Annotated in this window: 12 protein-coding genes and 1 other RNA gene; 8 read left to right on the forward strand and 5 right to left on the reverse strand. The window is 69.5% G+C overall.

The annotated features are described in order from the left end of the window. Positions 1-14: 14 nt before the first annotated feature. Genes ACSG06_RS12290 through ACSG06_RS12300 form a run of 3 tightly spaced genes read left to right on the forward strand, consistent with a single transcriptional unit; the run spans position 15 to position 2,333 of the window. Positions 15-1,025, forward strand: a complete 1,011-nt coding sequence (locus tag ACSG06_RS12290) for an ABC transporter permease (RefSeq protein WP_440990575.1) — start codon at positions 15-17, stop codon at positions 1,023-1,025. After that, positions 1,022-1,990 (forward strand): ABC transporter permease, encoded by a 969-nt coding sequence (locus ACSG06_RS12295; RefSeq protein ID WP_440990576.1) that lies wholly within the window; start codon positions 1,022-1,024, stop codon positions 1,988-1,990. Before ACSG06_RS12290 ends, ACSG06_RS12295 begins: the two co-directional genes overlap by 4 nt. After that, complete coding sequence (locus tag ACSG06_RS12300) at positions 1,977-2,333, forward strand: DUF7268 family protein (RefSeq protein ID WP_440990577.1); 357 nt, start codon at positions 1,977-1,979, stop codon at positions 2,331-2,333. The genes ACSG06_RS12295 and ACSG06_RS12300 overlap by 14 nt, the downstream gene beginning before the upstream one ends. Before the next feature lie 12 nt (positions 2,334-2,345). Here the strand turns inward: ACSG06_RS12300 and ACSG06_RS12305 are convergent, their stop codons facing one another. Together ACSG06_RS12305 and ACSG06_RS12310 are read right to left on the reverse strand one after the other, a co-directional pair. Further along, complete coding sequence (locus ACSG06_RS12305; RefSeq protein WP_440990578.1) at positions 2,346-3,632, reverse strand: dihydroorotase; 1,287 nt, start codon at positions 3,630-3,632, stop codon at positions 2,346-2,348. A 63-nt stretch (positions 3,633-3,695) separates the two neighbouring features. After that, positions 3,696-4,382, reverse strand: a complete 687-nt coding sequence (locus ACSG06_RS12310; protein WP_440990579.1) for a lipoate--protein ligase family protein — start codon at positions 4,380-4,382, stop codon at positions 3,696-3,698. Positions 4,383-4,436: 54 nt separating this feature from the next. Between ACSG06_RS12310 and ACSG06_RS12315 the strand changes: the two genes are divergently transcribed. Next, complete coding sequence (locus ACSG06_RS12315; RefSeq protein WP_440990580.1) at positions 4,437-5,330, forward strand: DUF8155 domain-containing protein; 894 nt, start codon at positions 4,437-4,439, stop codon at positions 5,328-5,330. A gap of 188 nt (positions 5,331-5,518) precedes the next feature. Here ACSG06_RS12315 and ACSG06_RS12320 read toward each other — a convergent pair whose 3' ends face one another. After that, complete coding sequence (locus ACSG06_RS12320; RefSeq protein ID WP_440990581.1) at positions 5,519-6,133, reverse strand: cysteine hydrolase family protein; 615 nt, start codon at positions 6,131-6,133, stop codon at positions 5,519-5,521. Positions 6,134-6,184: 51 nt separating this feature from the next. On the opposite strand from ACSG06_RS12320, the gene ACSG06_RS12325 reads away from it, so the two are divergent. Genes ACSG06_RS12325 through ACSG06_RS12335 form a run of 3 tightly spaced genes read left to right on the forward strand, consistent with a single transcriptional unit; the run spans position 6,185 to position 10,400 of the window. After that, positions 6,185-7,723: an Hvo_1808 family surface protein gene (locus ACSG06_RS12325; protein WP_440990582.1), complete on the forward strand. Its 1,539-nt coding sequence runs from the start codon at positions 6,185-6,187 to the stop codon at positions 7,721-7,723. Positions 7,724-7,763: 40 nt separating this feature from the next. Next, positions 7,764-9,224: an Hvo_1808 family surface protein gene (locus tag ACSG06_RS12330; protein WP_440990583.1), complete on the forward strand. Its 1,461-nt coding sequence runs from the start codon at positions 7,764-7,766 to the stop codon at positions 9,222-9,224. A 30-nt stretch (positions 9,225-9,254) separates the two neighbouring features. Continuing rightward, a complete protein-coding gene (locus ACSG06_RS12335; protein ID WP_440990584.1) occupies positions 9,255-10,400 on the forward strand; it encodes a nicotinate phosphoribosyltransferase in 1,146 nt (381 codons plus the stop codon). Here the strand turns inward: ACSG06_RS12335 and ACSG06_RS12340 are convergent. Further along, positions 10,397-11,005 (reverse strand): TIGR00296 family protein, encoded by a 609-nt coding sequence (locus tag ACSG06_RS12340; RefSeq protein ID WP_440990585.1) that lies wholly within the window; start codon positions 11,003-11,005, stop codon positions 10,397-10,399. The genes ACSG06_RS12335 and ACSG06_RS12340 overlap by 4 nt on opposite strands. Positions 11,006-11,123: 118 nt before the next feature. Between ACSG06_RS12340 and rnpB the strand changes: the two genes are divergently transcribed. After that, an RNA gene (gene rnpB / locus ACSG06_RS12345) (RNase P RNA component) lies at positions 11,124-11,496 on the forward strand. 130 nt (positions 11,497-11,626) lie between these two features. On the opposite strand, the gene ACSG06_RS12350 is transcribed toward rnpB, so the two are convergent. Further along, the gene (locus tag ACSG06_RS12350; protein ID WP_440990586.1) at positions 11,627-12,751 is read right to left on the reverse strand and encodes an aminopeptidase; all 1,125 of its coding nucleotides are present in this window, start codon (positions 12,749-12,751) and stop codon (positions 11,627-11,629) included. Between the last annotated feature and the right edge of the window lie 34 nt (positions 12,752-12,785).

Raw genomic sequence — 12,785 nt, forward strand, 5'->3', positions numbered from 1 at the left:
TCGTCACCGCCCTCATGATAAGTACGAGATACGTGATCAAGCGGTTGCTGCTGTTGATTCCCGTGCTGTTCGGAGTGGCGACGCTGGTGTTCTCCATCCTCCACCTCTCGCCCGGCAACCCGGCCACGGTCATCGCGACCCAACAGGCCGACGCAGCTGAAATCCAACGAATCGAGGAACGGCTCGGGCTCGACGACCCGATATGGGTGCAGTACGTCCGGTTCATGGTCGAGGTCGTCCAGTTCGACCTCGGTGAGTCCTGGGTCCACGACAAGGGAGAGCCCGTCACTGACATCCTGCGCTGGAAGTTCCCGATCACGCTCCAGCTCGCCTTTCTCGGGCAGATTGCGGGTATCGTCTTCGGCATCCCCATCGGCATCATCAGTGCGGTCAAGCAGGACACGATCACCGACCACATCAGCAGAATCGGTGCACTAACCGGCATCAGCGTGCCGATATTCTGGAGCGGTCCGTTGATCATCCTGCTCTTCGCGGTGCATCTCGACTGGTTCCCGACGAACGGGCTCCTCTCGAACGGGCCGCTGCCCAAGATAACCGGGGTGTTGCTCCTCGACTCCATCATCAAGGGGGACATCGTGATGTTCGTCGACGCCGTCTGGCACCTGTTCCTGCCCTCGATGGTCATCGGCATCTACTCGATGGCGCTCATCTCCCGGATGATGCGCTCGTCGATGCTCGAGGTCGTCCGGCAGGACTACATCCGGACCGCCCGGGCGAAGGGGCAGGGCGAGAAGATAACCCTGCTGAAACACGGCCTCCGGAACGCGCTCATCCCCGTAGTCACCGTCATCGGTATCCAGTTCGGCAGCCTGCTCGGCGGCGCGGTGCTGACCGAGACCGTGTTCAACATCCGCGGTATCGGGATGCTGCTCGTCGACGCTATCACCGACGGTGACTACCCGGTCGTACAGGGCATCGTCCTGCTGTTCGCCGTCGTCTTCACCATGGTGAACCTGTTCGTGGACCTGACCTACACCTACCTCGACCCGAGGATCGAACAATGAGCACGGAGACCGCCTCGACGACCCACGAGGACAGGGGCTTCCTCGACCGGCTCCTGGCGTCGCCGTTCCTCTCCGACCTGCTGTCGAACCGCCTCGCGATACTCGGGCTGTCACTGATACTGCTCATCACGCTCATGGGTGTGCTGACGCGTCTCGCCGTGTTCGTCGGTGTGCTGGACTTCGGCACCATCCTCGACACGCAGTTCGCGCAGCCGCGGAAGCACCCACCGTGTGGGAGCCCGACGATCACCGGCTGGCTCGGCTCCCTCGGGTCGTGCCAGCACCCGTTCGGGACCGACGCACAGCGCCGCGACGTGTTCCTCCGGACGATGTACGGCGCGTGGCTCGCGCTGAAGTACGGCACCGTCACGGTCGCCGCCTCGACGGTGCTGGGTGTCGGTCTCGGGACGCTCGCGGTGTACTACGGCGGGTGGCTGGACAACGTCGTCATGCGGACGATGGACGTGCTGTTGTCGTTCCCGTCGCTGCTGCTCGCGCTCGCGGTCGTCGCCATCTTCGGCACCGGGCTGTGGAAGGCCGTCATCGCGCTGACGCTCGTCTACACGCCGCGGTTCGCTCGCGTCGTCCGGGGGGCCGCGCTGAAGGTGCTCGAGGACGAGTACGTCGACGCGACGGTCGCGCTCGGGGCACGGGACTGGCGGGTCATCGTCAGGCACGTGCTGCCGAACTCGCTCGCGCCGATCACCGTCCAGAGCACGCTGAACTTCGGGCTGGCGGTCATCGACCTCGCGGCGCTGTCGTTCCTCGGCTTCGGGGCGACCGCCGGCACGCCGTCGTGGGGCTGGATGCTGACGAAGGGCGTCAACAACGGCCTGCTCAACGGGCTCTGGTGGATGTCGTTCTTCCCCGGCCTGTTCCTCGCGCTGACCGTCCTCGGGTTCAACCTGCTCGGCGACGGGATGCGCGACGCACTGGACCCGCGGATGCAGGATGCGGTCGACTGACGTGGCACCCACGACGGGGCTCGCCGCGCCTGCCCGCCGGTTCGCGACCGCCGCGGTCGCCGGGGTCGCGGTCGGCTTTCTCGCCGTCGTCGGCCTCGCGTTCGACGCCGGCCTCCGGAGCGCGACCGAGACGACGTTCGCACTCGGCGCGCTCGCGCTCGGGTTCGGCGTGCTCGGCTGGTCGGGCTCCGTGATGGCCGGCCGCGGCATCGAGAACATGCAGCGCTACATGGATTCGGGCTCGGACTGGACCGAGGCCGACTCGCGGCGCGCGATGACGAGGGTCAGCGGCTTCGGCGTCGGCGTGATGCTCGCCGCGGCGCTCGCCACGGCCCCGCTGTGAGCCGCCCCGAACTCAGTTCCTGACGTTCTGCCCGGCGTTCTCGCCGAACGCCTCGCCGTCCCAGACGACGGTCCCGCGGACGGTCGTCCACTCTGGGAAGATGCCCCTGAAGCCCTCGAACGGCGTCCAGCCACAGTTCGAGTGGAGGTCCCCGCCGCGGATCTCCCGGGCCTCGTCGATGTTGTACAGCACGAGGTCGGCGTCGTAGCCCTCGGCGACCCGCCCTTTCGAGTCGAGCCCGAATATCTCGGCGGGGTTCGTGGCGACGAGGTCGCGGACGCGCTCGTAGCCGAACGCGCCGTCCGTCGCGGTGGCTTCGACGAGCAGGAGCGGGACCATCGTCTCGACGCCGGGGACGCCCGAGGGTGCCTCACGGATGGTCGCCTCCTTCTCCTCGATGGTGTGCGGCGCGTGGTCGGTCGCGACGACGTCGACGGTGCCGTCCGCGACGCGTTCGAAGACGGCCTCTCGGCGCGGTTCGGAGCGAAGCGGCGGGTTCATCCGGCCGTAGGTGCCCAGTTCGTCGAGGTCGAGGCGCGAGAGGAACAGGTGGTGGGGCGTGACCTCGCAGGTCGCGCCGGCCTCGGCGGCGGCGTCGATGCCCTCGGGCGTCGAGGTGTGGGCGATGTGGAGGTCGGCCCCGGAGTCGGCGGCGACCTCGCAGGCACGCTCGACCGCGGCGGCCTCGGCCTCCGGGGTCCGGTAGGACGACCAGGCGTCGGCGTCGGCATCCCGTCCGACACCGTCGCCAGCGTTCGCGAGGGCATCCTCGTCGAACAGGTCGGCGTCCTCCGCGTGGACCGTGACGGGCACGTCGTTCGCGGCGGCCAGCTCGACCGCGTCGTCGAACAGGTCGGCCTCGATTCCCATGTCGCCAGTCGAATCCGCGAGGAACACCTCGCCGAGCGCGAACAGCGGCCGGTCGAACAGCGAGTCGGGGTCCCACGACTCCGTGACGCCGCCGTTGATTCCCCAGTCGACGAGCGAGTCGGCGGCGAGGGCGGCCTTCTCGTCGAAGGCGTCGCCGGTGACGGTCGGCGGGTCGGTGTTGGGCTGGTCGACGACCGTCGTCACGCCGCCGGCGGCGGCGCTCTGCGAGCCGGTCGCCCACGTCTCCTTGTGCGAGAAGCCGGGCTGGCGGAAGTGGACGTGGACGTCGATGGCGCCGGGCATGAGCAGCTTCCCGGTCGCGTCCACGTCGGCCTCGCCGCCGAGGTCGCCGACCGCGTCGATGGTCTCGCCGTCGACGCGCACGTCGGCGGTCGTCCCGTCCGGCAGCGTCGCGTTGCCGATGAGCATACCTCCCTCTCCCGCGTCGGGCGTCCTAAGTCTCCCGAACTGAGTCGCGGCGAGATGTCCGAACTACGACGCGTCGAGACGCTCGACCGTCTGCTCCGCGTCGCCGACCAGCTCCGCCTCGATGGTCGCCCGCACCGTCTCGGGGTCGCTCGTCCCGCCGGCGCGCTCGATGCTCCCCAGCGAGTCCGGCTCGAACGGAGCGTCGAGCGCGCCGTAGACCGCCGCCAGCACGTCCGCGAGCTCGGCGTGGTTCCGGACGATGCAGACGCCGGAGGTGATGGCGGCGTCGGCCCGGACGCGCTGGGCGATGCCGACCAGCTTGCCGTCGCGCTGGAGCGAGTGCTGGCCGGGGCAGAAGGAGTCGGTCGGCTCGCCGCGCTCGGCCGGGACGCCGAGTCGCCGAAGCGCGCGTTGCACGTCGGTGGTGAGCGCCTCGTAGCGTGCATCGAGTCCGCCGCGAACGTCCTCGACGGGCGTGATGCGGGCGAACGCGAGCGTCGTCTCGCCGTCGTAGGCGACCGCGCGGCCGCCGACGCTCCGGGTCACCGGCTCGAAGCCGCGCTCCCTGGCCGCGCTCGCCGCCGCCTCGTACCCCGCTTCGTTGGCGTCGCGCCGCCCGAACGCGACGATGCGGTGTGGCGCCCACACCCGGACCGCCGGCTCGCGGCGCTCGCCGACCTCGTCGAGCAACCGTGCCGTCACCTCCCCGTCGACCGTCGGATTCTCCCCGCGGCCGCGAACCACGCGCATGGCTCCGGGTTGGGGGCGACGCGTCTAAACCCATCGGGTCCGAAGCCCTCGCCGATGGAGGTCACGCTCGGTCCGGCCGTCCTCGACCAGTACGACCGGCTCTCGCTGTACAACTCGCCGTACCCGGCCCACGACGCGGGCCACGCCGTCGACTGCTACCCCGGGAGCGAGGCCGCCCCGAGCCCCGTCGCGGGCACGGTGCGCGAGACGGTCACGGTCAGAGCACCGCCACGCGACTACGCCGAGGACGAGGACCACCTCCTGCTCGTGGACGTCGATATCGAAGCGACGCCGGGGCTGTCGGTCGCGGACGGCAGCGACCCAGAACTCGTCGCCCGCGTCATGCACGTCGACTCGCCGCTCGCCACCGGCACCAGTGTCGCGGTCGGCGACGACCTCGGCGACCTCGTCTTCCCCGGCTTCTTCGGCCCGTGGGTCGACCCCCACCTCCACGTCGGCTTTCGACTGCCCGGCCAGCACCTCCGGCGTGCGTCCGGCTCGCTCCCGCTCGTCGCCGACGTGCCGGTCGAGCCGGTCCCGTGGGACGGCACCGGCGAGGTCGTCGCGACGGGCGACACGTGGGCGATGCTCGACGCGCCCGACCATCCGGCTCCGGGTCGGTTCGTCGGCCTCGAGGCGACAGACTGCGACGGGAAGCGTGTCGCGCTCGACGGCGGCTTCAGACACTACGACTGCGGCGGGCTGTTCGACGAGCGCGGCTCCCGACGCGACGGCGACGGCCCCGTCACCTTCCTCGGCGAGCGCGTCGGCGTCGCAGACGGCCGGACCGTCCACTGGAACGACGTGACCGTGCGCGCGAACGGGGAGCCGGTCCACGGTCTCTCGCTGTTCCTCGCCCGCGATGCGGGCTTCGGCGCGAAGCTCGTCTCCCCGGCCCACGAGTTCGCCATCGGCGACTCCGTCACGATCACCGTCGACCCGGCATAATCGTTCGCCGTCGGTCCAGGGTTTATGAACGATGCCACGGCCAACGACGGCGTGTTCTGACACACCGTCGGCCGTCGGTTCCGCGGGTGCGCGACGCCCCGTCGGTCGAGCAGTTCGCGTCGCCTGTTCGCCCCTCCGGAGACGGATTCCAGCCGCTGCACTGCAGTCGTCCGGTCGCGGTCAGCCCGTCATCGCCCGTCGACGAACGTCACGTCCCCGGACTGCGCGACCTCGCCGAACAGCCAGTCCGCGTGGTCCAGCGCGTACTCCCGATGGTCCTCCTCGATGGCACCGATGCAGTCCTCCACGAGCACCGGTCTGTAGTCCCGCAGGCCGGCGCTCCCGGCGGTGTGGAGGACGCAGACGTTCGCGAGCGTCCCGCAGATGACCAGGTCGTCGATGCCCCGCGCGGTGAGCCAGCCGTCCAGCTCCGTCTCGTGGAACGCGTCGTAGGTGTGCTTCTCGACGAGGTGGTCGCCCTCGCGCACCTCCAGTTCCTCGACCAGCTGTGCCTCCCACGACCCCTCGACGACGTGCTCGCCCCACTGCTCGAACTCGTCGTAGTAGTGCGCGTCGTCGAACTGCCCCGATGGGTGGACGTCGCGGGTGAAGACGACGCGGACGCCGGCGTCGTGTGCCCGGTCGACCAGCGACGCGACCGGGTCGACGACCGCCTCGCTCCCGGGCGCGTAGAGGCTTCCATCCGGCTTGCAGAAGCCGTTCTGCATGTCCACGACCACCAGCGCGGTGTCGGTCGAGTCGAACTCCATGGTCGTCCCTTCGGTCGGTAGCACAAAGTCCATTGTGCCGGCAGCACCGGGCGGTTTATTTCCGCGTGGGCCTTCGCCTGACGTATGCGAGCAACGGCGAGCGTCCTCGTCGCTCTGCTCGTGGTCCTCGCGGGCTGCAGCGCACTCACCGGGTCGAGTGCACCCGAGACAGAGACCACGGCACCGACGGAGACGATGCAGACGACGGCCGAATCGACGACGACCAGTGACGGCGATACCGGCTCCGCCGCTCCCGCCGATCCCGAGGAGGACGTCCTCGGCTGGGAGGACGGCTACTGGTACAACGAGAGCATCACCGTCGACCGGAGCGACGGCCTCAACGACTCCGAGCTCGACAAGGTGGTCTCCCGTGCGATGGCCCGCGTCGAGGAGGTCCGTGGCCTCGAGTTCGAGAGCCGCGTGCCCGTCGAGATCATCTCCCGCGAGGAGTACCGGGAACAGGTCGAGTCGGGCAACACGACGCCCGAGAACCGGCTCCACCAGAACGTGAAGTGGGAGGCGATGCTGATGGTCGACGAGTCGACCGACGCCATCGCGGTGCAGAACCAGAACTTCGCGGGGGGTGTCGGTGGCTACTACTCGCCGAGCGAGGGCCAGATCGTCATCATCTCCGACTCCGAGACGCCGGAGATGAACGAGATCACGCTCTCCCAGGAGCTGTTCCACGGGCTGCAGGACCAGCGCTTCGACATCAGCTCGTTCAACCAGTCCACGCAGGAGCTCCACAACGCCCGTGACGGCATCATCGAGGGCGACGGCAACCTCGTGGACCAGCTGTACCAGGAGCGCTGTGAGTCCGACTGGGACTGCCTGATGCCCCAGGGACAGCAGGGCGGCGGTGGGTCCAGCGACATCCACATCGGGCTGTACCAGGTGTCGTTCCAGCCGTACAGCGACGGCGTGCTGTTCGTCCAGCAGCTCTACGAGCAGGGCGGCTGGGACGCCGTGAACGCGGTGTACGAGAACCCGCCGGCGAGCACGGAGCAGACCATCCACCCCGAGCGGTATCCGGACGAGGAGCCGGAGTACCCGACCATCGAGGACCGGAGCTCCGGCGAGTGGGAGGTGCTCGACCTCGAGGGGGGGATCGACTACGCCTCCTTCGGCGAGGCGGGCCTGTACGTGATGTTCTGGTACCCGTCGTACGAGACGACCCAGGCGACCGGTCAGCTGACCGACGTCGTCATCCCGTACCGGAACCACCTGAACTACGACGGCCAGCAGCTCAACCAGACGGACCCGTTCAACTACGACCACCCCATCACGGACGGGTGGGCGGGTGACCGGCTCCTCCCCTACGTCACCGACGACTCGATGAGCACGAACGAGACGGGCTACGTCTGGCAGACCGAGTGGGACAGCGAGGGCGATGCCGCCGAGTTCGCCGACGCCTACCGCGACCTGCTCGAACACCACGACGCACAGGCGGTGAGCGACCGGCCGGACACGTTCGTCATCGACGACGACGCCGAGTACGGCGACGCGTACTACGTCGTCCAGCAGGGGACGACCGTCACCATCGTCAACGCACCGACCGTCGACGACCTTAACGGCGTCCGCAGCGGCGCGGGCACGACGAACGCGAGCGTCGTCGCGGCCTGACGGGCCAAACTCCTTTGTCGCCCGGGCCGAACCCGACGCCATGAGACGTATCCTCCCGCTCGGCTGTCTCGTCGCCCTGCTCCTCCTGTCGGGCTGTCTCGGGCTCGGCTCGGGCGAGACGCGCCTCGCGGAACCGGAATCGAACCGGGACGACCCCGAGACGGACGTGCGCGGCTGGGAGGACGGCTACTGGTGGAACGACTCGCTCCCGGTCGAGGCCGAGGACGGGCTGAGCAAGCCCGAGATCGAGGCGGTCACCGCACGAGCGATGGCGCGCATCGAGCGCATCCGCGGCCACGAGTTCGAGGAGTCCGTCTCCGTCGAGATCATCTCGCGAGAGACGTACCGCGAGCGTCGCGGGAGCGGCGGCTCGTCGCCGGAGTGGCGCGAGCAGTTCTGGGAGGCACTGTTCGTCGTCGACGAGGACACGACGGTGGACGAGGCGTTCGGCGAACTGTACGGCTCGTCGGTGCTGGGCTACTACTCCCGGGGCGACATCGTCATCGTGAGCGACGGCTCGGAGCAGCTCCGGCTCTCGCGGGCGACGCTGGTGCACGAGCTCCAGCACGCGCTGCAGGACCAGCAGTTCGGGCTCGGTGCGCAGACGACGACCCGCGACGGTCGGTTGGCGGCGACGGGCGTCGTCGAGGGCGACGCGAACTACGTCGAGGGACTGTACGAGCAGCGGTGTGCCGAGGGGACCTGGGACTGCGTCGAGGTGCCCCAGCAGGAGGGTAGCGGTGGCGGCAGCAGCGACGTGAACGTCGGGCTCTCGGTGGCGACGTACACGCCGTACGCTGCTGGGGAGCGCTTCGTCGCGGCACTGTACGAGCGCGGGGGCTGGGACGCCGTCGACGCGGCCTTCGAGAACCGACCGGTCAGCACCGAACAGCTCATCCACCCCGAGAAGTACCCGGACGAACGGCCGGCGACGGTGACGGTTCCGGACCGGTCGAGCGACGACTGGCGGCGCATCGCGGTCGGCGGCGAGTCGGTCCTCGAGACGGTCGGGGAGGCCCAGACGTACTCGATGCTCTGGTATGGCGAGGTCGTCCCCCGCGAGCACTACACCGGCGGCGAGGGCGTGAACCGCTACACGTACGAGCACCCGTACTCGGCGGGGTGGGACGGCGACCGGCTGGTGTTCTACACCGACGGTGAGCAGGGCGCGTACGTCTGGCAGTCGCGGTGGGAGTCGGCCGACGAGGCGCGCGAGTTCGCCGACGCCTACCGCGAGCTGCTGGCGGCCAACGGGGCCGAATCCCGCGGTGACGGGGTCTACGTCGTCCCCGACGGTGGCTTCGCCGACGCGTTCCGCGTCGTCAGGGACGGGGACACGGTGCTCGTGGTGAACGCGCCGACCGTCGGCGAGCTCGACGACGTACACGCACCCGGTTCAACCGCCGTCGTCGCGGCGGACGCCGGAGTGACGGCGTCGTCGTCGCTCCCCGTGCCGACGGCGAACCGGACCGGAGCCGCCAACCGGACCGGAGCCGCCTAGGTTTTTGCCCGGGGGCGAGAAGCGCCCGGTATGGACGACTCGTTCGACGTGATACCCGCCGAGGCGATCCGAGACGGCACCGCCACGGACGCCTACTTCGAGCGCACTGAGGGAGCGCTGGAGCACGCCGGTGTGAACCCCCGCGTGGTCACCGAGGTGACCGCCGACCAGTTCCCCTCCGGCGAGTTCGAGCTGCTGGCCGGCGTCGAGAGCGTCGCCCGGCTGCTGGAGGGACGGCCGGTCGACGTGGACGCGATCCCCGAGGGGCGGCTGTTCGACGGCGGGCCCGTGATGCGCATCGAGGGGGACTACCTCGACTTCGCCAGACTGGAGACCTCGATCCTGGGCTTGCTCTCGCAGGCCTCGGGCTTCGCGACGGCCGCGCTCGAGGCCAGACTGGCTGCACCGGAGTCGCAGGTGCTCTCGTTCGGCGCTCGACACGTCCACCCCGCCATCGCCGCCGTCGTCGAACGGAGCGCGCTCGTCGGCGGGCTGGACGGCTTCTCGCACGTCGCTGCGGGCGAGCTGCTCGGCCGCGAGGCGGGCGGTACGATGCCGCACGCGCTCGTCATCTGCATGGGCCGTGGCCACCAGGAGGAGGCGTGGCGGGCGTTCCACGAGGCCGCGCCGCCCGAGGTGCCCCGCATCGCGCTCTGTGACACCTACAGCGACGAGGTCGACGAGGTGCTCCGTGCGGTCGAGGAGCTCGGCGAGGATCTGGACGGCGTGCGTCTCGACACGACGGGGTCGCGCCGGGGCGACTTCGCACACATCATCCGCGAGGTGCGCTGGGAGCTCGACGTCCGGGGGCACGACGACGTCGACATCTTCGTCAGCGGCGGGCTCACCCCCGGGCGCATCCGCGAACTGCGCGCCCTCGCCGACGGCTTCGGCGTCGGGAGCCACGTCACGAACGCCGATCCCGTGGACTTCGCGCTCGACATCGTGTGCGTCGACGGCGAGCCGGCGGCAAAGCGCGGGAAGCTCTCCGGGACGAAGCAGGTGTACCGGACCGCCGACGGCGCACACGCGGTCGGGCTGGCGGACCGCGAGGGGCCAGCGGACGCGGAACCCCTGCTGGAGCCGTTGCTGCGGGATGGAGAGTTAGTCGGCGAGTTCGACGTCGATGCGGCGGCAGAACGGGCGCTCCGCGACGCCGAGCGGGTCGGGTTCTAGTTCGTCAGCTCCTCGATGCTGCCCTCGGGCTCGCGCTCGCGGAAGATCTGGCCCTCGAACAGCGTCACCATCACGTCCTCCTGCTGCCACGCCATCGGCGGCAGGCCGGCCTTCCGGCAGACGCGGCCGAGGTACTCGGCCTCGGACCAGCCGTGCTCGACCGGGACGGTCGGGTAGAGCCAGCCGCGCTCGCTCCCCGTGTCGATGGCGACGCCGTGCGTGCCGAGCTCCATGTCGGCGACCGGGTCGTCGGTGAGGACGACGTTACAGACACAGCAGACGGAGACGGTGAGACTCGACAGCTCCGTCGGTGTGACCTCCGACCCACACGAGTCCTCGCTGGCGGCCTCGATGGCGGCGTCGACGATGACGTGTCCGAGCTGGTCGTTCGACTCGTAGCCACCGGCACAGCCCCGTAGGCTGCCGCGTCCGCGCGTCGATTCGAGCCGGACGAACGCACCGGTTCGGTTGTAGAAGGCGTCGATCATGCTGCCGGGCTGCTCGCGTCGACCGTTCACGACGAAGCCCTCCACCGCTTCTCGCGCGAGTTCGACAGCGCGCGCCCCGTCGTCGTACGTCAACTGGACGCCTTTTGCCTGCGACATAGACTGTATATGGGGAGACACGCTCTTGAACGCTTTCGTTTCGATTCGGCGGTGGTAGGCGGCTCCTACCGCCCCTGTGACCGAGGGGTTTAAACGCGGAACGGGGCTACGTTCGGATGGTAGAGAGAGCCCGGCCGCCGCGACGTGGCCACGCCACGACGTGAGGAAAGTCCCCCCACCGTCCGGACAGGTGGCCGGACGCAAGTCCGGAGCGGGAGACCGCTGGCTCTGGAACAGAAACGAGACCCCTCGCCCCGAGCGATGAGGCGCGAGCGGTGACGAGTCACCGCCCGGCGCGACCGGCGTCAGCCGGGAGCGCGCGAACCGACCCGCAAGGGAAGGGAGTTGACCCGCCGAGCACGGACGGGCGAGAACGGATGGAACGGCGAATCCCCACCGGTGCAAGTCCGCGCCGCTAGGTAGTCCGGACGAGGCGACGGACGCTCAGCCGAATGCCGGGACGAACAGAAGGGGGCTTACTCCTCTCAACCACCACCTTTTGTCGAGCGCCGAGCAAGCTCGGCGCTCGCAAAAGCTGGGCCAAAAAGTGAACGTGGAGGCGACGATGCAGACCGGCGGGTTCGGCTCGCTGGCGCTCACCGTTTCGGTCGGGGTTCCTCGCTACCCCTCGAACCCGTCCTCCCACCGGAACACGCCGTTGCGCTGGACGACCTCGCCGTCGACCTCCATGCGCGAGTCCTCGCTGACGTCGGTTATCATGTCGACGTGGACGGCGGAGTCGTTGCCGGACTCGCCCTCGGGGAGGTTCGCGTCGTAGGCGCGGCCGACGGCCATGTGCACGGTGTCGCCCATCTTCTCGTCGAACAGGATGCTGTCGGTGAAGCGGTCGATGCCGCGGTTCATGCCGATGCCGAGCTCGCCGAGTCGACGTGCGCCCTCGTCGGTGTCGAGGATCTCGCCGAGGACGGCCTCGCCGGCGTCGGCGCTGTAGTCGACGACCTCGCCGTCCTCGAACGTGAGGTGGACGTTCTGGACGCGGGTGCCCCGGAGCGTCATCGGCACGTCGAAGAACACCTCGCCCTCTGTGCCGTACGGCGCGGTGAACACCTCGCCGCTGGGGAGGTTGTGGCTGTCGTAGGCGACGCTCGCGGCGGAGTTGACCGCGGTCCGGCCCTCGATGGACATCGTGATGTCGGTGTCCTCCTTGACGAGCCGGACCTCGCTGCCCGCGTCGAGGATCTCCTTCATCTTCGCCATCTGGTCGGCCAGTTCCTCCCAGTCGCGGAGCACGGCGTCGTACACGAAGTCCTGGTACTCCTCGTAGGCCATCCCGGCCTGCTGGGCGAGCGAGCGCGTCGGGTGGACCGTCGACACCCAGTCGGTGTCCATCACGGCCTCGCGAACGTTCTGGTTCGCCTGCATCGCCGCCTGTCGCTTCGTCGGCGGCACGTCGGCGTCGGCGCTGGTGTTGCGCCCGCCGCCGAGCCGGAGCATCACGTCGCTCTCCTCGTACAGCGCCAGCTCGTGCGTGCTCTCCTCGTACAGCGCCAGCTCGTGCGTGCTCTCCTCGAACTCGCCGTCGTGGGCCTTCGTGTACGCGCGCTCGACCTCGCTGGAGTCGTACTGCACCGACATGTTCGCCCCGACGTCGCCGAGCTCCGCGGCGACCGCGACGGCGAGGTCGTGTGCGCCCTCGTCGACGCTGACGACGACGTTGTCTCCCTCGCTCACGCGGGCGCTCCAGTTCACGAGCACCGCGGCGTGCTCGTGGATGCGTTCGTCCATGGGCCCACCGACGCCCCTCCGACACAAAACTGCC

This window comes from Haloarchaeobius baliensis, from assembly GCF_052060055.1.
GTDB lineage: Archaea > Halobacteriota > Halobacteria > Halobacteriales > Natrialbaceae > Haloarchaeobius > Haloarchaeobius baliensis.

Coding starts and splice junctions, on each gene's coding strand:
- ACSG06_RS12335 (WP_440990584.1), top strand. CDS start 9,255: ATGGACGACTCGTTCGACGTGATACCCGCCGAGGCGATCCGAGACGGC.
- ACSG06_RS12350 (WP_440990586.1), bottom strand. CDS start 12,751: ATGGACGAACGCATCCACGAGCACGCCGCGGTGCTCGTGAACTGGAGC.
- ACSG06_RS12320 (WP_440990581.1), bottom strand. CDS start 6,133: ATGGACTTTGTGCTACCGACCGAAGGGACGACCATGGAGTTCGACTCG.
- ACSG06_RS12295 (WP_440990576.1), top strand. CDS start 1,022: ATGAGCACGGAGACCGCCTCGACGACCCACGAGGACAGGGGCTTCCTC.
- ACSG06_RS12340 (WP_440990585.1), bottom strand. CDS start 11,005: ATGTCGCAGGCAAAAGGCGTCCAGTTGACGTACGACGACGGGGCGCGC.
- ACSG06_RS12300 (WP_440990577.1), top strand. CDS start 1,977: ATGCGGTCGACTGACGTGGCACCCACGACGGGGCTCGCCGCGCCTGCC.
- ACSG06_RS12305 (WP_440990578.1), bottom strand. CDS start 3,632: ATGCTCATCGGCAACGCGACGCTGCCGGACGGGACGACCGCCGACGTG.
- ACSG06_RS12290 (WP_440990575.1), top strand. CDS start 15: ATGATAAGTACGAGATACGTGATCAAGCGGTTGCTGCTGTTGATTCCC.
- ACSG06_RS12310 (WP_440990579.1), bottom strand. CDS start 4,382: ATGCGCGTGGTTCGCGGCCGCGGGGAGAATCCGACGGTCGACGGGGAG.
- ACSG06_RS12330 (WP_440990583.1), top strand. CDS start 7,764: ATGAGACGTATCCTCCCGCTCGGCTGTCTCGTCGCCCTGCTCCTCCTG.
- ACSG06_RS12325 (WP_440990582.1), top strand. CDS start 6,185: ATGCGAGCAACGGCGAGCGTCCTCGTCGCTCTGCTCGTGGTCCTCGCG.
- ACSG06_RS12315 (WP_440990580.1), top strand. CDS start 4,437: ATGGAGGTCACGCTCGGTCCGGCCGTCCTCGACCAGTACGACCGGCTC.